The following is a 20,127-nucleotide window of genomic DNA, read 5'->3' on the forward strand; positions in this document are numbered from 1 at the left end:
GCCTTATCGTCTGACAAATGCCGGCATCGGCCTGCATCTGCCCCTCATCGCCCATGACCCTCATTCAACTTAGACGTCGCGTTTGCCGACAGCAAGCGCAACGTGCACGACCCTCTTTCGGGTCCGGCGACGAGTGCCGCGAATTATATATGGAACCGGTTCCATTACGAGGGGGATCAATGCAATTCAATGCATCGAAATTCGCAACAATTGAAAAATCCGGAAGCCGGAATGGGCAAGGATGGCGGGATCACAAGCGGATGAAGGTCGCGGGCGCGTTTGTTCCGCGCCGGTATCCGGCCGTGCAACCGCCCGAGCGCCTCTATCACGGCACGGCGACACGCTTCCTGGATTCGATTCGTGCACAAGGACTGAAACCCGGCACCCGGCATCACGTGCACCTGTCGTGCCGACATCCGGACTGCGCTGGCTGTCGGCGCGCGCTACGGCGTGCCGGTGATTCTCGAAGTCGCTGCGCAACGCATGCACCGGCAGGGCCACGCGTTCTTCGTCGCCGAAAACGGCGTCTGGCTAACCGATGCCGTGCCGGCCGATTGCCTTACGGCGATCGGTACGCAGGCGGGCTGAACCGTCCGCCCCTCACCACGGCCAGAACATCGACGCGATCGACAGCGACAGCGCCGCGCAAAGCGGCGAGTAATACAGCGTGTCCATCCGCGCGAAACGCGACCCGCGAATCCGCTTGAAGAAGCCGACGTAGCGAAAATCGCCGACGGCACGCACCGCGAAAATCAGTGCGAACGCAACGACTGCGAATGCGATCGTGCCGGGATACGCGTTGCGCCCCAGCCAGCCCGCCCGCGCGGCAACCACGCACGCACCGCCCAGCAGTGCCACCGCGACGGCAAGCGTGCCAATGGCGGTCGGCCGCAGCAGCGGCACGCCATCCTGTTCCGGAATCGCCGCACGCTTGCCGCGCCGCCCGCCCAACGCCCAGTAGACGTGCACGAGCGCGATCGCGCAAAGCGTCGGCACGCTGAAATACGCACCGGTCATGTCGGTAAATGTCCTCGTCTCGTTGTTCTGCCGGAACGGTTCCGGCACGCGGCCCCGGCCCGCGCCACGCATGACGATACCGAAACCCGGCATGGCGTGCATTGCGACGTCCGGTCGCAACCCGCGGCAGCGCATGGTGCGATGCAGTGCGCACGCATCGCCGCGGAGGCCGGCCGCTTGACTTCCCTCCGCGCACTACTACCCTGTTATTCCAGTGCTGCGCCGGCACGCCGCTGCGCAACCGGCTGCCCGCACGACAACGATAACGAAGGCCAAGGAGGCGACTCATGCTGATCGGTGTGCCGAAAGAGATCAAGAACCACGAATACCGCGTCGGCCTCACGCCGGCCGGCGCGCGTGAACTCACGCGGCACGGCCATCGCGTACTCGTGCAGCGCGGTGCGGGCACGGCGATCGGCCTGCTCGACGACGACTACACGGCCGCGGGCGCGACGCTCGGCGACGGCGCCGACGAAATCTTCGCGCGGGCCGACATGATCATCAAGGTCAAGGAGCCGCAGCCGGCCGAATGCGCGATGCTGCGGCGCGGCCAGATCCTCTATACGTACCTGCATCTCGCGCCCGATCCCGACCAGGCGGCTGCGCTGGTGAAATCCGGCGCGGTCTGCATCGCGTACGAAACCGTGACGGGCCCCGGCGGCGGCCTGCCGCTGCTCGCGCCGATGAGCGAAGTGGCCGGACGCATGTCGATCCAGGTTGCGGCGACCCACCTCGAAAGCCCGCGCGGCGGCCGCGGCCTGTTGATGGCCGGCGTGCCCGGCGTACCGGCCGCGCATGTCGTCGTGCTCGGCGCGGGCGTCGTGGGCACCGGCGCGCTGCAGATGGCGGTGGGCCTCGGCGCGCGCGTCACCGTGCTCGACAACAACGTGAACCGGTTGCGCCAGCTCGACCTCGTGTTCGCCAACCGGATCGCGACGGTCTGTTCGAATGCGCATACGGTCGACGAAGCCGTACGCGATGCCGACGTCGTGATCGGCGCGGTGCTCGTGCCGGGCGCATCGGCGCCGCGGCTCGTCACGCGCGACATGATCGCGACGATGCGTACCGGCGCGGTCGTCGTCGACGTCGCGATCGACCAGGGCGGATGCTTCGAGACATCGCACGCGACGACGCACGCGGATCCGACCTTCGTCGTCGACGGCGTCGTGCACTACTGCGTCGCGAACATGCCCGGTGCCGTCGCGCGCACGTCGACCTTCGCGCTGAACAACGCGACGCTCGGGCACGCGCTCGCGCTCGCCGACAAGGGCTGGAAACAGGCGATGACCGACGATCCGCATCTGCGCGCGGGGCTGAACGTCTGCGACGGGCACATCACGTACGAAGCGGTCGCGCAGGCGCTCGGCCTGCCCTACGTACCGGCGGCCGGCGTGCTGGCATGACCGTGCCGGCCTGACCTGGATGCACGGCTGGCGGCACGCGCCGCCGGCCGCGTTCACGCGCCCTTCGACCGGCTCCGCTTCGCCCCGCCGCCCGCGCCCATCGTGCGGGCCAGCAACGGCCGCAGTTGCGCGAGCGTGCGCGTGTTCAGCACATCCTGCCGCGTGAGCCAGCCGCGTCGCGCCTGATCGACCCCATACGCGAGATTGTCGAGTTCGTCGCCACTGCACGCATCCGAACCGATCGCGACCGCCACGCCGGCCTGCGCAGCCTCGCGGCACCAGATGTCCGGCAGATCGAGCCGCCGCGGCTGTGCATCGAGCTCGACGAAGCAGCCGCGCGCCGCGGCCTGCGCGATCACGCGCGGCACGTCGAGTTCGCATGCGTCGCGCTCGCCGAGCACGCGGCCGGTCGGGTGCGCGAGAATCGTGAAATGCGGATGGTCCATCGCGCGCAGCATCCGCCCGGTCTGCGCGTCGCGCGGCAGGTCGAAGCCGTCGCGCACCGCACCGACCACGAGATCGAGCCGGCCGAGCATCGCATCGGGCACGTCGAGACTGCCGTCCTCGCGAATGCCGGCTTCCACGCCCTTGAGCAGCACGAAATCGTCGAACGACGCGTTGACGCGATCGATCTCGTCGAGCTGCCGCGCGAGCCAGTCGAAGTCGTTGCGGCCGCCGCCGGCAGGCGGTGCGCGGTCGGTGACGGCCAGGTACGCAAGCCCGCGCGCACGGGCCGCATCGGCCATCGCGCGCAGGCTGTCGCGACCGGCCGACACGTCGGTATGCGCATGCAGGTCGCCACGGACGTGCTTGCGCTCGACCAGCGCCGGCAGCGTGCCGGCACGCGACGCGTCGATCTCGCCGCGATCCTCGCGCAGTTCGGGCGGCACGTCGTGCAGCCCGATGGCGGCGTACACCGATGCCTCCGTGTCGCCGGCAATCCGCTCGTCGCCGCGAAACACGCCGTATTCGTTGATCTTCAGGCCGCCGGCCTGCGCGATCCTGCGCAGCGCGATGTTGTGCGCCTTCGATCCCGTGAAGTAGACGAGCGTCGCACCGAACGCATCGGCATCGACCACCCGCAGGTCGACCTGCAACCCGCTGGCGAGCACGACGCTCGATTTCGTCTTGCCGTGCGCGAGCACGCGCGCCACGTCGCCGTAGCCGACGAACGCTTCGGCAACCGCCACCGGGTCGCTCGCGGTAACGAGGATGTCGAGATCGCCGACCGTCTCGCGGCGGCGGCGGAAACTGCCGGCCGGTATGACCTTGGCGACGCCGGCGACCGCACGCAGGCGTTCGAGCAACGGCATCAGCGCATGCGCGGCGTCGGGCAGCAGGAAGCGCTGCGGTCCGCGCTGCAGGCGGTCGTCGATCGCTTCGAGCAGATGGGCCTCGGTCTTTGCGCCGAAGCCCGGCAGTTCGCGCACATGCCCGCTCTTCGCTTCGGCGCGCAGCTGTTCGAGCGAATCGACGTGCAGCGCGTCATGCAGCGCCTTCACGCGCTTGGCACCGAGCCCCGGCACATCGAGCAGCTCGACGATCGCGCCCGGCAGCGCCTGGCGCAGCGTCTGCTGCAGTTCGCAGGTACCGGTCGCGGCGATCTCGCGCAGCTTCGATGCGAGATCAGGCCCGATCGACGGAATCTTCCCGAGATCGTCGCCGTTCGCGATCATCGCCGGGATATCGCGACCGTAGTCGGCAATCGTCCGCGCGGCATTGCGGTACGCCCGCACGCGAAACGGATTGGCGCCCTGGATCTCGAGCATGTCGGCGATCTCGGCGAACACGGCCGCGCACTCGGCATTGTGGATCGGCATGATCGGCGTGGCTCCCTTCCACGTGGATGGCGCCGCACGCGTGCGCGACGGCGTCTGCCCGCCCGGCGCCGCATGTCGACGCCGCCGGGCGCCCGTTCGTCATCGTACGCCGCCGGCGCGCCGCGTGCAGCGCCGTTGCGGCCGCGACGTCAGAGCGACGCGCGCGGTGTCGTCGCGTAGTGCCGCTCGTAGATCGACTGGCAATGCGTGCAGCGTTCGGCGGTCGGGCGCGCCAGCAGGCGCTCGTAGCCGACCGAGCTGTCGCAGTCGATGCATTCGCCGTAACTGCCGTCGCGCATCCGCTGCTGCGCACGGCCGATCGCGCGCAGTTCGGTCAGCTTCATGCCGATCAATGCATGATCGACGTCGACGAACAGATCCGCGTTCGCCTCGTCGCCTTCGTCCGGCGCCGCGCCGGCAAGGTCCGCATAGGATTCCGACGCACGATGGTCTTCGCTCGTGCGGATCTCCGCACGCAGCGCCTGCTCGCTCTCGTTCAGCCGCTGTTTGAGCGTCTGCCGTTGTTGTTGGTCGAGCGACATGGCCGTCTCTCCTGTTCCGGGTTCCGCGCGGAAAAATGCGGCGCGCGGTATCGCGCCGGTGCGCGGCAGGCAGGCGCCACCGCCGCTGCCGCGTCCGGATGTGCGCCCGGCAGCACGAAGCACCGGACGCCTTCGACGCAGGATAAACCCATTGAACACGCGTGTGTTGACCGGAATCAGCCCGCCGGTCGCGCGCGCGGCCGGCGCGCGAAAACTGGGGACGGACGCGAAATCGCGGCCGGCCACGCTCGCCGCGCAGCCCGTCGGCGCAACCGCAGCGCAGCAATTTTCCGTACGGCCCCATTGCTTCTTCGACGCGCGGCCCGGCATCCATCCGTCGACCGGATCGCTCGCGCAGCGCGCCGCCTCCTCAATGATTCGTCATCCTCAGAAAGCATTGCGCCCGATGAAGCCGCGCACGACCGTCAGCAAGATGATCTTCATGTCGAACCAGAAGCTCCAGTTCTGCATGTAGAACAGGTCGAACTTCACGCGCGCGGCCATCGCCTCGACCTTGCGGGTCTCGCCGCGATAGCCGTTCACCTGTGCCCACCCGGTGATGCCCGGGCGCACGCGGTAGCGGTACATGTAGCAATCGATCAGTTGCCGATAGAAGTCGTCGTGTTCGATCGCGTGCGGACGCGGGCCCACCACCGACATCTGCCCGAACAGCACGTTAAAGAACTGCGGCAGCTCGTCGAGCGACGTGCGCCGCAGGAACGCGCCGACGCGCGTGATGCGCGCATCGTTGCGCGACGCCTGCCGCACGACGCCCGGCTGCGCGCGATGCACGCGCATCGTCCTGAACTTCAGGATGTCGAACTCGCGGCCGTCGACACCCTTGCGGCGCTGCCTGAACAGCACAGGCCCCGGCGACGACAGCTTGACCGCGATCGCCAGCATCGACAGCAGCGGCAGCAACGGAATCAACACGCCGAACGCGAACAGCCGGTCGAACGCGAACTTCGCCCACAGCTCCGGCGCCGCGCGCGGCGTGGTCGCGAGATTGATCGCCGGCATGCCGAGGACGTCGGTCGCGGAGCGATCGACGACCGCCATCTGCCGGACGTCGGGCAACAGCCGCAACTCGACGAATTCGTCGCGCAACTCGCGCACGATGCGCTGGATCCGCCATTCATGCGACATCGGCAACGTGAGCCACACCTCGTCGATCCCGCCGCCGCGAATCAGGTCGCGCAACGCGTTCCAGTCGTCGATCACCGGGACGCCGCCGATGCCGCCCGCGGCAACCTGGGCATCGTCGTCGAATACGCATGCGGCCACGAACGGGCCATTCGGCGCGAGCTGCATCCGCTCGATTGCCACGCGCCCGTATGCGGTTGCCCCGACGACAGCGACGCGGCGCTGCCGTGCGCGCGGACCGTCACGCGTGAGCGCAAGGGCCAGCAGCGCCGCGCGGCCGAGCAGCAGCGCCGTGTCGCCGGCCAGCACCGTGCGCACGATCCAGCGGGTCGTGACCGTGCCGCCGCGATTCATGATCCACATCGCGGCGGCCACCGTCAGCACGCTCGCGCACACGACCGCCACCATCGTCTGCGTCAGCACGTGCGCGCCGCCCTGCGCCGCCACGCCGCCGCGCACGGTGCGCAGGTAGCGCGGCAGCAGCGCCACCGTCAGCACACACAGCAGCGCGATCGCGCCGCGCTGCGCGTCGGACAGTTCGCGCCACGCCAGCCCCGACGCCGCCTGCGCGGCAAGCGCCCCGGCCAGCACGAGCACGACGTCGGCCGCCGCGATCGCGGCACGCCGCATCGCATTCGTTCCACCGGACATCGACGGCATCGTCACGCACCATGTGCCGGAAATCCGCAACGCCCCTCCTGCAGGCGCGGGCGAACCGGCGCCGGCCGCACATTCCCGCGCGTGCCGAGCAAGCGACGATAGTCGGCGCGGATCAGGTCGTAACATTCGCACGCGTGATGTTCGAGGCCGTCGCGATCGAGCACCGTGATGCGGCCGCGGCGCTGCCGGATCAGCCCGGCTTCCTGCAGGTTCCCGGCTGCCTCCGTCACGCCCTCGCGCCGCACGCCGAGCATGTTCGCGATCGTCTGCTGCGTGACGGCCAGCTCGTCGCCGTCGATACGGTCGTGCGCGAGCAGCAGCCAGCGGCTCAACTGCTCGCCGACCGAGTGATGCCGGTTGCACAGTGCGCTGCGCGAGATCTGCGCCATCGCCGCCTGGCAGTAGTTGAGCAGCAGCCGGTACGTCTGCGGCGATCGCTCGAACTCGGCGCGCATCACGCAACTCGGCACACGATAGGCCATCCCGCCGATGCGCACCTCGACCCGGTTCGACGCCGCGACGCCCCCGACCAGCGTCCCCAGCCCGACCACGCCTTCGCGGCCGACCACCGCCACCTCGACCATCGCACCATCCTCCATCAGGTGCTGCACCGACATCATCGCCGTCGTCGGAAAATGCAGATGGCGCATCGGCTCGCCGACCCGGTCGAGCATCCCGGCCTTGATCCTGACCAGTTCGAGATGCGGTGCGATGGTGCGGATGCTGTCCTCCGGGAGGGCAGCGAGGATGGCATTCGCCGAGTAGCTCGAGTGAAGATGAAGCATGTCTGTATCCCTTTTATTGTCCGCGCCGCCTGCAGCCGCATGCACGGAACTCGTTATCGCGATGCGCGCCCGGACGTTGACAGCGGTTGCGGCCCACAACCCTGAATCCGACTGACCGTCGGCTTGTCATCACCGGATTGAGTCGACCGTCCCGTTTCGGCACGCGAGCCCGAATAAGCGATTTACGTGCCAATACCCGCCCATCCTTAATATATGAATCACATCCGATTTAAATCGGCCGAATAACCGGCCTCAAACCGTAAAAAGCGTCTCATTTCCGGACACTCTTCCATGCGATGGACACAGAACGCCATTCGACTGACTAATTCCCGCACGTCGCGGCGGCACAACCGCATTGCCCCGCAACGCTTACCGGTCAATTACTTACAGTCGATTTTCAATTGTTTCCGTGATGAACCGGGCGGTATTTTCGAGCGCCGCCACGCTTCACACGCTCGTTTGAAACTGTCTCAGGCCTGAATCGACGCACTCATATCCGGCTCTGTCACCTACCGCACATATTCCACGCAAGCCATTGATTTAAATAAACAATCTTTCAACACCCGTTTATTTGTCAAATAATGTTCAATGTCCAACCGACACTTTCGCAGTACGATGCGCGGCATTGCGCGATTGATTCCCGCTCGGAGCTGAATGACAGGAACGCAGGCCATTCCATTTCCCGATGATTAATTCCATGAAAATGAATCATTAAATCCGCATGACGTTTTCACCCAATCGCAATCGTCAAACTTTGTGAAATGACGTCATGCGCAATTGCCTGAATTCAATTGCGTGCTAGCCTTTTTGCCAGCATCGTCATTCTGTTTTCGATGAACACAAGTCCGCACGATCGTGCGAAATTCCCGCCCGGGGATATCGCCGCGACGACGCGCGACCGCCACCCTGCGAGGATGTGCCGTGACTCACCAGGCCCCTGACGCCGTCGCGTACGCGAACGGCATGATCGAGCTTTCCCACAGCTTCGAAGCCAACCGGTTTCTCGCGGCCATCGACCGCGACGAGCTCGCCACGCTCACGCCCCACCTTCAACTGGTTCACCTGAAATCGGGGCAAGTGCTCTGCGAACCCGGCGAAATGCTTGCCGCGGTCTACCTGCCCGTCACGACCGCGATTTCGCTGCAGTACGTGTCGTCCAGCGGCATGACGCTGGAGGTCGCGGAGATCGGCAGCGAGAGCGTGGTTTGCGACGACGTGATCGGCGGCAGCGGCCGGATGCCCTGCCGGGCGGTCGCATGCCGCGACGGCTTCGTCTACCGGCTCGACCGGCGCGTGTTCGCCGCCGCGTTCGATGCATCGCCGGTGATCCGTCACCTCGTGTTCGTCTGCGTGCGGCTGCTGATGGCGCAGGTCTCGCAGATCACGTTCTGCAGCCGCCATCACGTGCTGAAACATCAGTTATGCCGATGGTTCCTGCTCGCGTTCGACCGCACGCGCAGCATCGAGATCCAGGTCACGCACAGCATGCTGGCGCAAATGCTCGGCGTGCGGCGCGAGACGGTCACGGATGCCGCCGGCGAAATCCAGAAGCTCGGCCTGATCCGGCAATACCGAAGCTCGATCGAGCTCGCCGACCTCGACGGCCTCGAAAAGATGTCGTGCGGCTGCCGCGCGATCGTGCGCGACGAGATGAAGCGCATCCTGTCGGCCGATTCGGGCGTACCGGCCGCCTCGCGCGCCTGATTGGCGTGCCGGACCGGAACGGCGCCGCGGCGCCGTCCGGGTTCCGGGTTAGCTGTTTGTAGGGTGGCGAACAGAACGTCGTGCCTGCCAATGGTCTACTGATGCCGGACTGCCGGGGGGACGTCAGCGCCTATCGCGCGTTTGCCCGAGCGGACGACACCACGCACGCCGGAGCAGCACGTGAAAAACGAAATCAGAACCATCCTGAAGCACGTCGCCCATCTCGAAGCCGCGATCGATTCGATCGGCGACGGGGACGACCTCTACGCAGCGGGCCTCTCCTCGCTCGACACGATCCAGCTGATGCTCGCGATCGAGAAGCAGTTCAACATCGAGATTCCCGACGAGATGCTGAACCGCAACCTGTTCCGCAGCATCGACGCACTCGCGGACACCATCGCCACGCTGCAACGCACCGAGCATTCCGCATGAGCGCGCTGCTCCCCGAACTCGCGGCCGACAGCGATTCGCATCGGCTCGACGAGGCCGCGCACGCCGTCGCGCAGATCGCCGCCCAGCATGCGGATGCGGTCGATCGCGACGCGCGCTGCCCCGTCGAGGCGATCGAGGCGATGCGCGCGCGCCGGCTGCTCGGCGCGATGGTCCCGACCCATCTCGGCGGCGCAGGCGCGTCGCTGGACGACATTGCGTCGGCCTGTTCGATCCTCGGCCAGGCGTGCGCATCGTCGGCGATGGTGTTCGCGATGCACCAGATCCAGGTCGCCTGCATCGTCAGCCACGCCGCCGACCAGGGCTGGCACAAGCTGTTCCTGCAGCAGCTCGTGCGCCACCAGTGGCTGCTCGCGTCGGCCACGTCGGAAGACGGCGTCGGCGGCAACCTGCGCGCGAGCCAGTGCGCGCTCGAAACCGACGGCGGCGGGTTCCGGCTGCGCAAATCCGCGCCGACGATCTCGTACGGCGACTATGCGGACGGCATCCTCGCGACCGCGCGGCGCGACGCGGACGCACCAGCGTCCGAGCAGGTGCTCGTCACGCTGCTGCGCGACGGCTATACGCTCACGCGCCGCGGCGAATGGGACACGCTCGGGATGCGCGGCACGTGCAGCAACGGCTTCGAGCTCGACGCGCAGGGCGCCGCCGTGCAGTGCCTGCCGGTGCCGTTCGCGAAGATCGCCGAAGAAACGATGGTGCCGGTCTCGCACATCCTGTGGGCCGCGGTCTGGATCGGCGTGGCCGGCGACGCGTTCCATCGCGCACACCAGTTCTTCCGCGCGCAGGCTCGCCAGACCGACAGCGCACCGTCGCCCGCGGCGCGCCGCATCGCCGAATCGCTCGCGCTGATGCAGGCGATGCAGGCCCGCGTCGACAACGTGCTGCGCCTCCATGCGAACGCGTCGGCCCGCTCGTGGTCGGCCGGCATGGCCTGGGCCGCCGAGATCAACACGCTGAAGACCTACGTGTCGGCGAGCGCGCTCGAAGTCGCGCACCAGGCGATGATGATCTGCGGGATGGCCGGCTACAAGCAAGGCTCGCCGTTCAGCATCGGCCGCCACATTCGCGACCTGCACGCGGCGCCGCTGATGATCAGCAACGACCGCATTGCCGCCAACACTGCGAGCCTGCTGCTCGCGCTGCGTCCTGCGACGCTGGAGAAACATACGTGAACGACCGCCTCGCCGTGCCCTCCACCGCCTCCCTTCCCGCCGACGCACCGCTCGACCGTGCGGGCGTCAACCCGCTGCGCGACGAACTGATCGACGCCGGCCTGCTGGTCTCGACCGGCATCCAGGGCCTGTTCGGCCGCAGCGAACGGTTCGAGCGCGTCGTCGAAGCGCTCGACGCGTTCGTCACGCGCCTCGGGGCTGACCAACAGGCCGAAGTGCTGCGTTTCCCGCCGGCGATGAGCCGCCCCGAATTCGAACGTAGCGAATACATGAAGAGCTTCCCGCAGCTCGCGGGCAGCGTGCACGCGTTCTGCGGCGACGAACGACAGCACCAGCGCGTGCTGCAATGCCTCGATCGCGGCGACGACTGGACGGAAAACCAGAAGCCGACCTACGTCGTGATGACGCCGGCCGCGTGCTACCCGGTCTATCCGGTCGTCGCGCGCGCGGGCGCGCTGCCCGCCGACGGCCGGATCGTCGACGTGTTCTCGTACTGCTTCCGTCACGAGCCGTCGCTCGACCCGACCCGCATGCAGCTGTTCAGGATGCGCGAGTACGTGCGGATCGGCACGCCCGAGCAGATCGTCGCGTTCCGTGAAACGTGGATCGAGCGCGGCACGCGCATGATCGACGCGCTGCGCCTGCCGAACGCGATCGACCTCGCGAACGATCCGTTCTTCGGGCGCGGCGGCAAGATCGTCGCGAACAGCCAGCGCGAGCAGAACCTGAAGTTCGAGCTGCTGATCCCGATCGAGCACGACGGCCGCCAGACCGCGTGCCTGAGTTTCAACTATCACATGGACCACTTCGGGCTGCTGTGGGACATCCGCACCGCGACGGACGACGTCGCGCACACGGGCTGCGTCGGCTTCGGCCTCGAACGGCTCACGCTCGCGCTGTTCCGCCACCACGGATTCGATATCGACGCATGGCCGCGCGAAGTCCGCGACGTGCTGTGGGGCACGCCATGAGATTCGTTTCCCGCGACGGCGAAGACGCGTCGTTCGAGGACGTGCGCCACCGCGCGCGCCACTACCGGCCACACCCGCTGCACAGCCAGGAGATGGTCTGGAAACAGACCAACTGCTACGTCGACATGTGGCTCGAGGTGCTCCGGTGGTGGGGCTTCAATCCGTATGCGGCACTGCCGTTTACGATCGCGCTCGATTTCGAGGGCGACCAGTTCACGTTCTTCAAGTTTCCGCACGACGAGCTGGAGCGGCTCTACGGGATCGTCGTGCAGGAACATTCGATCTACGAACCGCTCGACCAGCACATCGAAACGCAGGTCGCGCGCGGGCACCTGATGATCGTCGAGGTCGACGCATGGTTCCTGCCCGACACGCGCGGCAGCAGCTACCGCACGCAGCACACGAAGACGACGATCGGCATCGACGCGATCGACCGTGCGAAACGCCAGATCGGCTATTTCCACAACAGCGGCTATTACGTCGCCGAGGATTTCGACTACAACGGGCTCGTCGGCGCCAGTTCGCCGATGACGCTGCCGCCGTACGTCGAGTGCGCGAAGCGACGCTTTGCGCCACTCGACGAACGCGCGCTCTGCGAAGCGTCGCTCGCCGCGCTGCAGCGCCACCTGCGGCGCCTGCCGGTCGTCGATCCGATCGCGGCATTCCGGCGGCAGTTGCAGACCGATGCGCGGACCCTCGCCGATTCGCCGCTCGAACACTTCCATGCGTATTCGTTCAACTCGGTGCGGCAGCTCGGCGCGAACTTCGAACTGTTCGGCCACTATGCCCGCTGGCTGCAGGCCAGCGGCTGCGTCGGACCGTTCGCCGAGATCCGCGCCGCGTGCGATCGCATCGCGTCCGAAGCGATGGTGCTGGAATTCCGGCTCGCGCGCGCCTGCGCGCGCGGCAAGGAAGAGCGCGGCGATTCGACACTCGAAGCCATCGAGGCCGCGTATGCGGACGTCGTCGCGTGCGCGCGGCAAATCGGTTCGCCGCTGCGCCACGTGACGCCCGTCCATTACGACGCGGCCCCCGTGCCGGCCATGCGGTGACGCGCGCGCGGACCCTGCCCGCATGGTCGATGCTGGCGACGGCCGCGGGCGCCCTGCAGGCACCACGCGACCTTCCGGCCGACCACGGCGGCTGGATCGCGGCGCCGGTGCCCGGCACGGTCGCGCAGGCGCTTGCGCTGGCCGGCCGGCTCGACGAAGCCGGGTCGCTCGACGAGCGCGACCACTGGTACCGGATCGAATTGCGCGGGCGCGGGCCGCGCATCCTGCGCTTCCACGGCCTCGCGACGCTCGCGCAGGCGTGGCTCGACGACACGCCACTCCTCCGCTCGGACAGCATGTTCGTCGCGCACGACATCCCCGTGTCGCTCGACGGCACACACCGGCTGACCCTCTGTTTCCGCGCACTCGCGCCGCACCTGCGCGACGCGCGCGCGCCGCGCCGTGCGCGTTGGCGCACGCGGCTGGCCGAGCCGGCCGTGCTGCGCACGGTCCGCACGTCGCTGTTCGGGCACATGCCCGGCTGGTTCCCGCCGTATGTGCCGGCTGGCCCGTGGCGCCCGGTCGACGTGCTCGATCCGGCCGACGGGCCCGTTCTCGCCGATTGCAACCTGCACGCGCGCGTCGAAGGCGACACGGGCTGGCTCGACGCGGAACTGACGTTCGCCGCACCGCTGCCCGACACGCTCGCCGCGCGGCTGTCGTGCGGCGAACATCACGCGACGCTCGAACGGGCCGGCGCCGACCGGCTGCGCGCGAGCGTCGCGGTACCGAACGTGCGTCGCTGGTGGCCGCATACGCACGGCGAGCCGGCCCTCTACGCGGTCACGCTGCATCTCGGCGACGCACGCCGGCCGCTCGGCTCGACGGGCTTCCGCACGATCGAGATCGACACCGGTGCCGACGGCAAGGGCTTCGGGCTGCGCATCAACGGCGTGCCCGTGTTCGCGCGGGGCGCGTGCTGGAGCAGCGCCGCGCCGCTCGCGCTGCACGCGGACGACGCGACTTACGGCCGCCTGCTCGGGCTCGCGCGCGACGCCGGCTTCAACATGATCCGCGTCGGCGGCACGATGACCTACGAAGCCGACGCGTTCCATGCGTGGTGCGACCGGCTCGGCCTGCTGGTCTGGCAAGACTTCATGTTCGCGAACTTCGACTACGCGCTCGACGATCCCGCGTTCGCGGGCGACATCGATCGCGAAGCGAGTCAATTCCTCGTGCGTCATCGCGCATCGCCGTCGCTTGCGGTGCTGTGCGGCGGCAGCGAGATCGCGCAGCAGGCGGCGATGTCGGGGCTCGGGCCGAAGCAGCGCTTCGTCGAGCTGACCGCCGACCGGCTGGCCGGCCACGCGGCCGCGCACCGCCCCGATGTCCCGTACGTGCCCGATTCGCCCGACGGCGGCGTGCTGCCGTTCACGCCGCGCGAACGCGTGTCGCACTACTACGGCGTCGGCGCCTACCTGCGCCCGCTCGACGACGCGCGCCGCGCGGACGTGCGCTTCGCGAGCGAATGCCTCGCGTTCGCGAACGTACCGTGCGATGCAACGCTCGCCGAACTCGGCTGGCCGGGCGTGCACGAGCCGCGCTGGAAGGCGGCCGTGCCGCGCGACCCCGGCACGTCGTGGGATTTCGACGATATCCGCGACCACTACCTGCAAACGCTGTACGACGTTGCGCCTGACCGGCTGCGGCGTGAGGATCCGGCCCGCTACTTCGAACTGTCGCGCGCGGTGATCGCTGACCTGATGCGCGAGACGTTTTCCGAATGGCGACGGGCCGGCTCGCGGTGCGCCGGCGCACTCGTGTGGCAGTTCCTCGATGCGATGCCGGGCGCCGGATGGGGCGTGATCGACGCCGCGCACCGGCCGAAATCGGCGTGGTACGCACTGCGCCAGGTGCTGCAGCCGGTTCAGGTGCTGCTCGTCGACGAAGGCTTGAACGGGCTCGACGTGCATGTGATCAACGAGCGCCCGGCGCCGCTGTCGGCTGCGATCGAGCTGGTCGCGCTGCGCGACGGCCGCACGCCGGTCGCGCGGGCCGGCTGCCCGGTGCGGATCGCCGCGCACGATACGGTGCGGCTCGGCTCGGCCGAGTTGCTCGGCCGTTTCTTCGACTGGACCTACGCGTACCGTTTCGGGCCCTGCGAACACGATACGGTCGTCGCGACGCTTCGCGCCGACGACGGCACGCTGCTGTCGCAGGCGTTCCATTTCCCGTCCCGCACGCATCCGGCCGTGCTGGCGCGCCGCGAACCCGGCATCGAGGCATGCGTGTCGCGCACCGGCGATACCTGGCACGTCGACATCGACACGCGGCACGTTGCGCGCCATGTGCAAATCGACGCACCGGGTTTCATGCCGAGCGACGACTGGTTCCATCTCGCGCCCGGCATGCCGGCGCGCATCGCGCTCATGCCGCTGGGAACCGGCGGAAAGCAACCGGCCGCTGACGCCAACGTACCGCCTGCGGTGGACATCCGCGCCGTGAACGCCGCGCGCGCGGTGCGCGCCACGCAGGCGGATTGACGCGACGCGCGCGGCCCCGCGAGCGTCGCGCCGTCGAATCTCAGTCGGACGAGCCCGTCCCGCGCGGCCGCTCGATGCCGTACGCCTCCATCCAGCGATACAGCGTTGCGCGCGACACGCCGAGTTCGCGCGCGGAAGCCGCGACGCGCCCGCGCGTGCGCAGCAACGCGGTTTCGATCGCCTCGCGCTCGATCGACTTGCGGATGTCCGCCACCGACGGCGACGCCGCGTCGAGACAGTATTCGAGTTCGAGGTCCTGCGCGGTGATCAGGCGCCCCTCGGTCATCACGACCGCGCGGCGCACGCGGTTGATCAGTTCGCGGACATTGCCCGGCCAGTCGTGCTTGTAGAGTGCCGTGATCGCATCCGTCGAGAACCCGCGCACGCGATGGCGCGCGTCGCCGCGGAAGCGCTCGAGCATGTGATGCGCGAGCAGTTCGATGTCCTTGCCGCGTGCGCGCAGCGGCGGCTGGTCGATGCGCATCACGCACAGGCGGTGGAACAGGTCGGCACGAAAACGCCCCTCCTCCATCGCGTCGCGCAGGTCGACGTGCGTCGCCGATACGATCCGGACGTCGACCGGCACCGGATCGCTGCCGCCGAGACGATGGATCGCACGCTCCTGCAAAAAACGCAGCAGGCTCGCCTGGCTCTCGTGCGGCAGATCGCCGATCTCGTCGAGCAACAGCGTGCCGCCGTTCGCGGCTTCGACATAACCGATCTTGCGCGCATTCGCGCCGGTAAACGCGCCGCGCTCATAGCCGAACAGTTCGGATTGCAGCAGATGCGGCGGAATCGCGCCGCAATTGACCGCGACGAACGGGCCGTTGCGCCGCTCCGAATGACGATGAATCGCGACGGCCGTCAGTTCCTTGCCCGTTCCTGTTTCGCCGAACACGAACACCGGTGCGTCGGTGCGCGCGAAACGCCGCACCGTATCGAACAGCCGCAGCATCGCGCTGCAGGTGCCGACGATGCCCTTTTCTTCCGATTCGAGCTGCTCGCGATCGCGTGCGAACAGGCATTCCATGCCGTACGCGTGGCCGACCGTATCGGCGATCCGCTGGTGCGACGCGGGCAACGTGACGTAGTCGAAGCAGTAGTCGCGCAACAGCGCGCGCACGTTCGGCGACGCGGTCTGGCCGACGTCCACGAGCGCCACCCAGACGACGTCTCGCATCGACGCGCAGGTCGACGCGATGCTGCCGATCGCATCGGCATGACCGCCGCTCAGGTCGAGGATGCCGCAGGTGATTTCACCGGACGTGTCGCGCAACTCGTTCGCATGCGCGACGATCGACACCTTCCAGTCGCGGCGCGACAGTTCTTTTCGCAGCATCACGGACGGCGCCTGCGTCCAGTAGATCAGCGGACGTTGCCCGTTACCGCTCCCCGCGCCGGCGCTCTTATCGCGCGTTATTGGCATATTCATAACGAACCATCACTATCTCCACTCCGCGAACCGTTCGCGTGCGCTGCGGCCGGCGGCGCATGGCCACCTGTCCGCGCTGCGTTTCCGCAGCCTTGGCGAAGATCGAAACTGCACACGGCGAGAACCCCCGGAGGTCGAGCCGGATGTCATCCGGCCTCGTTGTCATCGAACTCGAACGGAATGCGCGGCTGCGGGAGTCGCGACATTCCGGCTTTGAAACGACCCGCCGTCAGGCAGGACACCACGGCAAACGGAAATGCCGTCCGCATGTGCGTCGCGTCGTACACGACAGTCGCGCCCGATGCTGAACCGGATGGCCGCCAAACCGCACGCGGATTGACTGCCCCATTTCATTCGCCCCTGAATTTACACCCCGTTTCGAGATGGTCTTGTTACCAAAAGATAATCCTGAATCAGGCGGTTACACCACCGGTCACCCCGCGCCATGCGTATTTGATCACTGAGATTTGATTATCTACGACCATTGCCGTCAATCAGTGGCAAATACTACTTTTCCGCAAGATTGGCACTGCCGATTGCCTGCGATTCTCGTCGAAATCCCCGAAAACGGCCGGCACCGCATGCCACGCACCGCATAATCACGCGCACCGCCGGGCCGCCGCCTCGCATCGCAGCGGCATGCGGCACGCTCGGCCGTTACACGTCGTAATCAACCGCGTCGCGGCACGCCGCCTGCTTGCAATGCCGGGCCCGTGCCTGCCATTTTGCGGCGACATGCCGTTGCACGGCGAGAAACCGGTGGCGCCGGCCGCCGCTTCCCGCAATGCAGCATGCCCCCGGCACACCGGCGGCGACACGCGGCCGTGACCGTTCAGATCGCGGGGCCCGCCGCGAGCGGACGCAACGGCAAATTGCTGCGGCCACATCTGCGCGCGAACGGCAGCTTGTGGACGGAGGACGTACGTGCCGCTCAGGCACGCAGGGTTCCGATGGAATTCGACGAGGCCAACGCAGCCAGCGCCACGGCCGGCACCGTCATGCACGACCGGTCCGTCGTGAACGATCGCAATCTTCAAGTCCTGCCCCCGGGTGCGTCATTCGCATGCGATGTCAGCCAGCCGCGCATCGCCGCGGGCCGCCACGATGAATCAATTATGAAAAAGCGCCGGCCTCGACGATGTGTGCTACCGCACATTGCGACACTCCCGCGGCGCGCGCATCGCCCCGCATCCCGCGCCGGCAGCGCGGATCCGGAGCGTGAGTACGCTTTCGAACAGACCGGTGCGCCGCGCAGCCGGATGATGAAGATCGCCGCGCAGCACGGAACGATCGCGTCCGTGCGGCGCGGCGTGCCGAAGGCATCACGCGAGGACCGCATCATGGAATGGCATTGTTGTGAATTCGAACATCTGAGCGCCGTCGATCTCTATGCAATCCTGCGCGCGCGCAACGCCGTGCTGGTGGTCGAGGACGCGCACACGCATCTCGACATCGACGGCAAGGACGCAGGCGCGCTGCATGTCTATGCGAGCGTGCGCGACGGCGACACGACGGAAGTCGCGGCCTACGCGCGCATCCTGCCCGGCGACGACATCGATCCGGACGTCGTGATCGACAAGGTACTGACGAGCGAGCACTGTCGCGACGACGACACGCTCGAGCGGCTGATCGGACGCGCGCTCGCGGCCGCGCAGGCCGCGTGGCCGGACACCGCCGTGCGCACGCACGTCCCCGCGCCGCGTCAGGCGTTCTACAAGCGTTTCGGTTTCCGCAAGGCCTACGGCCCGTATCTCGAACAGGGTGCGCCGTTCGTCGGCCTGGTCCGGTCGGCCGACCGCGCGGCCGGCACACTGCGCCACCTGCTGTCCCGGGCCGTGTCGGCCTCGCGCTCGCGCAGCGACGACACGCATGCGGACGGGCGCGCTCACAGCCGGCTGCCCGCCGATACCGGAGCCAACCGATGACCCGCACCCTTCGCCCGGTTCCCGAACCCGATCTGCCGAGCATCCTGCCGGTGATCCTCGCCGGCGGCTCCGGCACGCGGCTGTGGCCGCTGTCGCGCGAGCAGTATCCGAAGCAGCTGATCGAGCTGATCTCGAACGAGTCGCCGCTGTCGGCGACCGCGCGCCGCCTGAACGGCATCACCAATGCATCGCTCGGCGACACGCTGCTGCTGGTGTGCGGCGAGCAGCATCGCTTCATGAGCGCGGAGCAGGTGCTCGGCCGCTCGGCGCCGGCCCGCATCCTGCTCGAACCGGCCGCGCGCAACACCGCGCCCGCATTGACGCTTGCCGCACTCGACGCGAGCGCCCTCGCGGACGATCCGGTGCTCGCGGTGATGCCGGCCGATCACGTGATCGTCGACGTCGGTGCGTTTCAGGACGCGATCGCACGCGCGGCACGTTACGCGCAGGAAGGCGCGATCGTCACGCTCGGCGTGCTGCCGCGTCGCGCGGAGACCGGCTACGGCTACATCCAGGTCGGCGAGCCGCGCACCGGCAGCCACGGCGGCCAAGGCGGCTACGCGATCGGGCGTTTCGTCGAAAAACCCGACGCGGTGCTCGCCGAGCGCTACCTGCAATCGGGCGACTACTGGTGGAACAGCGGGATCTTCGTCACGCGCGCCTCGGTCTGGCTGACGGCGATCGGTGCGCTCGCACCGGATATCCACGCGGCCTGCGAAGCGGCCTGGCGCGCGGGTGTCGCCGACGATCCGTTCTTCCGGATCGATGCGGCGGCCTTCGACGCGTGCCCGTCGGATTCGATCGACTACGCGGTGATGGAGCGCCTCGCGGAGCACGGCGAACTCGGCATCGAAGGCATCGTGGTGCCGCTCGCGGCCGGCTGGTCGGACGTCGGCACGTGGGACGCGATCTGGGAAATCATGCCGAAGGACGACCACGGCAACGTCGCACGCGGCCCGATCGTGTTCGAGGACACGCAGGACAGCCTCGTGCGCTCGGAGGGCCGCCTCGTCGCCTGCGTCGGGATGAGGGATGTCGTGGTGATCGAGACGCCCGATGCGGTGCTGGTCGCGAACAAGCACGACGTGCAGCGCGTGAAGAACATCGTCGCGCGCCTGAAGACCGACCGGCGCCCGCAGGCGAGCGAGCACCGCAAGGTGCAACGGCCGTGGGGTCATTACGATTCGATCGATCTCGGCGAGCGCTTCCAGGTGAAGCGGATCGTCGTCGAGCCCGGCAAGCGGCTGTCGCTGCAAATGCACTATCACCGCGCCGAGCACTGGATCGTCGTGCGCGGCACCGCGAAGGTGACGCGCGGCAACGAGACGTTCCTGCTCTGCGAGAACGAGTCGACGTATATCGCGGTCGGCGAAGTGCATCGTCTCGAGAACCCCGGCCGGATTCCGCTCGAAATCATCGAGGTGCAATCGGGCGACTATCTCGGCGAAGACGATATCGTCCGCTTCGACGACCAGTATGGCCGGCCGACCTGCGCACCGCCGGAACCGGATGCGCCGACGCCGCCCGCGCTCGCGCTGCCGACGGCGAACGATGCGCGCTGACCG

Annotated in this window: 17 protein-coding genes and 1 pseudogene; 12 read left to right on the forward strand and 6 right to left on the reverse strand. The window is 67.9% G+C overall.

Translation table 11 applies throughout. The features are described 5' to 3' along the window. Positions 1-260: 260 nt before the first annotated feature. Positions 261-362, forward strand: a pseudogene (locus tag BLA15945_RS38010) (hypothetical protein); the annotation flags it as partial. A 94-nt stretch (positions 363-456) separates the two neighbouring features. Continuing rightward, positions 457-588 carry an RNA 2'-phosphotransferase family protein gene (locus BLA15945_RS38015; RefSeq protein ID WP_340625037.1) on the forward strand — a complete coding sequence of 44 codons (132 nt, stop codon included), beginning with the start codon at positions 457-459 and terminating at the stop codon, positions 586-588. A 12-nt stretch (positions 589-600) separates the two neighbouring features. On the opposite strand, the gene BLA15945_RS06355 is transcribed toward BLA15945_RS38015, so the two are convergent. Beyond that, positions 601-1,017: a DUF3995 domain-containing protein gene (locus BLA15945_RS06355; RefSeq protein WP_174991815.1), complete on the reverse strand. Its 417-nt coding sequence runs from the start codon at positions 1,015-1,017 to the stop codon at positions 601-603. A 287-nt stretch (positions 1,018-1,304) separates the two neighbouring features. Here BLA15945_RS06355 and ald point away from each other — a divergent pair, with 287 nt between their 5' ends. Continuing rightward, positions 1,305-2,420, forward strand: a complete 1,116-nt coding sequence (gene ald, locus BLA15945_RS06360) for an alanine dehydrogenase (protein WP_174991816.1) — start codon at positions 1,305-1,307, stop codon at positions 2,418-2,420. 53 nt (positions 2,421-2,473) lie between these two features. Here ald and polX read toward each other — a convergent pair whose 3' ends face one another. Together polX and BLA15945_RS06370 are read right to left on the reverse strand one after the other, a co-directional pair. After that, the gene (gene polX, locus BLA15945_RS06365) at positions 2,474-4,240 is read right to left on the reverse strand and encodes a DNA polymerase/3'-5' exonuclease PolX (RefSeq protein ID WP_174991817.1); all 1,767 of its coding nucleotides are present in this window, start codon (positions 4,238-4,240) and stop codon (positions 2,474-2,476) included. 149 nt (positions 4,241-4,389) lie between these two features. Then, entirely contained in the window at positions 4,390-4,782 is a 393-nt protein-coding gene (locus BLA15945_RS06370; protein WP_059241005.1) for a TraR/DksA family transcriptional regulator, read from the reverse strand. Between BLA15945_RS06370 and BLA15945_RS06375 the strand changes: the two genes are divergently transcribed. Next, positions 4,781-5,257: a hypothetical protein gene (locus BLA15945_RS06375; RefSeq protein ID WP_174991818.1), complete on the forward strand. Its 477-nt coding sequence runs from the start codon at positions 4,781-4,783 to the stop codon at positions 5,255-5,257. The genes BLA15945_RS06370 and BLA15945_RS06375 overlap by 2 nt on opposite strands. Here BLA15945_RS06375 and BLA15945_RS06380 read toward each other — a convergent pair. Both BLA15945_RS06380 and BLA15945_RS06385 read right to left on the reverse strand, forming a co-directional pair. Continuing rightward, positions 5,170-6,576, reverse strand: a complete 1,407-nt coding sequence (locus BLA15945_RS06380; RefSeq protein WP_174991819.1) for an undecaprenyl-phosphate glucose phosphotransferase — start codon at positions 6,574-6,576, stop codon at positions 5,170-5,172. The genes BLA15945_RS06375 and BLA15945_RS06380 overlap by 88 nt on opposite strands. Positions 6,577-6,587: 11 nt before the next feature. After that, positions 6,588-7,370: a Crp/Fnr family transcriptional regulator gene (locus BLA15945_RS06385; protein WP_059240741.1), complete on the reverse strand. Its 783-nt coding sequence runs from the start codon at positions 7,368-7,370 to the stop codon at positions 6,588-6,590. 921 nt (positions 7,371-8,291) lie between these two features. Here BLA15945_RS06385 and BLA15945_RS06390 point away from each other — a divergent pair. The 6 genes from BLA15945_RS06390 (at position 8,292) to BLA15945_RS06415 (ending at position 15,205) form a co-directional block, all read left to right on the forward strand. Next, positions 8,292-9,074 (forward strand): Crp/Fnr family transcriptional regulator, encoded by a 783-nt coding sequence (locus BLA15945_RS06390; protein WP_174991820.1) that lies wholly within the window; start codon positions 8,292-8,294, stop codon positions 9,072-9,074. A gap of 180 nt (positions 9,075-9,254) precedes the next feature. Further along, complete coding sequence (locus tag BLA15945_RS06395; protein ID WP_059240742.1) at positions 9,255-9,506, forward strand: acyl carrier protein; 252 nt, start codon at positions 9,255-9,257, stop codon at positions 9,504-9,506. Next, on the forward strand, positions 9,503-10,699 hold the full coding sequence (locus tag BLA15945_RS06400) for an acyl-CoA dehydrogenase family protein (RefSeq protein ID WP_174991821.1): 1,197 nt from the start codon (positions 9,503-9,505) through the stop codon (positions 10,697-10,699). The genes BLA15945_RS06395 and BLA15945_RS06400 overlap by 4 nt, the downstream gene beginning before the upstream one ends. After that, positions 10,696-11,670 carry an amino acid--[acyl-carrier-protein] ligase gene (locus tag BLA15945_RS06405; protein WP_174991822.1) on the forward strand — a complete coding sequence of 325 codons (975 nt, stop codon included), beginning with the start codon at positions 10,696-10,698 and terminating at the stop codon, positions 11,668-11,670. The genes BLA15945_RS06400 and BLA15945_RS06405 overlap by 4 nt, the downstream gene beginning before the upstream one ends. Next, on the forward strand, positions 11,667-12,722 hold the full coding sequence (locus BLA15945_RS06410; protein WP_059240743.1) for a DUF1839 family protein: 1,056 nt from the start codon (positions 11,667-11,669) through the stop codon (positions 12,720-12,722). Before BLA15945_RS06405 ends, BLA15945_RS06410 begins: the two co-directional genes overlap by 4 nt. Before the next feature lie 29 nt (positions 12,723-12,751). Further along, complete coding sequence (locus BLA15945_RS06415) at positions 12,752-15,205, forward strand: glycoside hydrolase family 2 protein (RefSeq protein ID WP_407045089.1); 2,454 nt, start codon at positions 12,752-12,754, stop codon at positions 15,203-15,205. Between the two features lie 40 nt (positions 15,206-15,245). Here BLA15945_RS06415 and BLA15945_RS06420 read toward each other — a convergent pair whose 3' ends face one another. Then, positions 15,246-16,637 carry a sigma-54 dependent transcriptional regulator gene (locus BLA15945_RS06420; RefSeq protein WP_174991824.1) on the reverse strand — a complete coding sequence of 464 codons (1,392 nt, stop codon included), beginning with the start codon at positions 16,635-16,637 and terminating at the stop codon, positions 15,246-15,248. A gap of 1,340 nt (positions 16,638-17,977) precedes the next feature. Between BLA15945_RS06420 and BLA15945_RS06425 the strand changes: the two genes are divergently transcribed. Both BLA15945_RS06425 and BLA15945_RS06430 read left to right on the forward strand, forming a co-directional pair. Continuing rightward, positions 17,978-18,562, forward strand: a complete 585-nt coding sequence (locus BLA15945_RS06425) for a GNAT family protein (protein ID WP_059240744.1) — start codon at positions 17,978-17,980, stop codon at positions 18,560-18,562. Then, positions 18,559-20,124 carry a mannose-1-phosphate guanylyltransferase/mannose-6-phosphate isomerase gene (locus BLA15945_RS06430; RefSeq protein WP_174991825.1) on the forward strand — a complete coding sequence of 522 codons (1,566 nt, stop codon included), beginning with the start codon at positions 18,559-18,561 and terminating at the stop codon, positions 20,122-20,124. Before BLA15945_RS06425 ends, BLA15945_RS06430 begins: the two co-directional genes overlap by 4 nt. Positions 20,125-20,127 lie beyond the last annotated feature (3 nt).

Origin of the sequence: Burkholderia arboris, from assembly GCF_902499125.1 — a bacterium.
Classification (GTDB): Bacteria; Pseudomonadota; Gammaproteobacteria; order Burkholderiales; family Burkholderiaceae; genus Burkholderia; species Burkholderia arboris.

Excerpts from the sequence above, each read along its gene's own strand:
- BLA15945_RS06425 (WP_059240744.1), top strand. The coding sequence starts at position 17,978 with ATGGAATGGCATTGTTGTGAATTCGAACATCTGAGCGCCGTCGATCTC.
- BLA15945_RS06385 (WP_059240741.1), bottom strand. The coding sequence starts at position 7,370 with ATGCTTCATCTTCACTCGAGCTACTCGGCGAATGCCATCCTCGCTGCC.
- polX (WP_174991817.1), bottom strand. The coding sequence starts at position 4,240 with ATGCCGATCCACAATGCCGAGTGCGCGGCCGTGTTCGCCGAGATCGCC.
- BLA15945_RS06355 (WP_174991815.1), bottom strand. The coding sequence starts at position 1,017 with ATGACCGGTGCGTATTTCAGCGTGCCGACGCTTTGCGCGATCGCGCTC.
- BLA15945_RS06380 (WP_174991819.1), bottom strand. The coding sequence starts at position 6,576 with ATGTCCGGTGGAACGAATGCGATGCGGCGTGCCGCGATCGCGGCGGCC.
- BLA15945_RS06400 (WP_174991821.1), top strand. The coding sequence starts at position 9,503 with ATGAGCGCGCTGCTCCCCGAACTCGCGGCCGACAGCGATTCGCATCGG.
- BLA15945_RS06430 (WP_174991825.1), top strand. The coding sequence starts at position 18,559 with ATGACCCGCACCCTTCGCCCGGTTCCCGAACCCGATCTGCCGAGCATC.
- ald (WP_174991816.1), top strand. The coding sequence starts at position 1,305 with ATGCTGATCGGTGTGCCGAAAGAGATCAAGAACCACGAATACCGCGTC.
- BLA15945_RS06420 (WP_174991824.1), bottom strand. The coding sequence starts at position 16,637 with ATGAATATGCCAATAACGCGCGATAAGAGCGCCGGCGCGGGGAGCGGT.
- BLA15945_RS06375 (WP_174991818.1), top strand. The coding sequence starts at position 4,781 with ATGGCCGTCTCTCCTGTTCCGGGTTCCGCGCGGAAAAATGCGGCGCGC.
- BLA15945_RS06415 (WP_407045089.1), top strand. The coding sequence starts at position 12,752 with ATGCTGGCGACGGCCGCGGGCGCCCTGCAGGCACCACGCGACCTTCCG.
- BLA15945_RS06410 (WP_059240743.1), top strand. The coding sequence starts at position 11,667 with ATGAGATTCGTTTCCCGCGACGGCGAAGACGCGTCGTTCGAGGACGTG.
- BLA15945_RS06370 (WP_059241005.1), bottom strand. The coding sequence starts at position 4,782 with ATGTCGCTCGACCAACAACAACGGCAGACGCTCAAACAGCGGCTGAAC.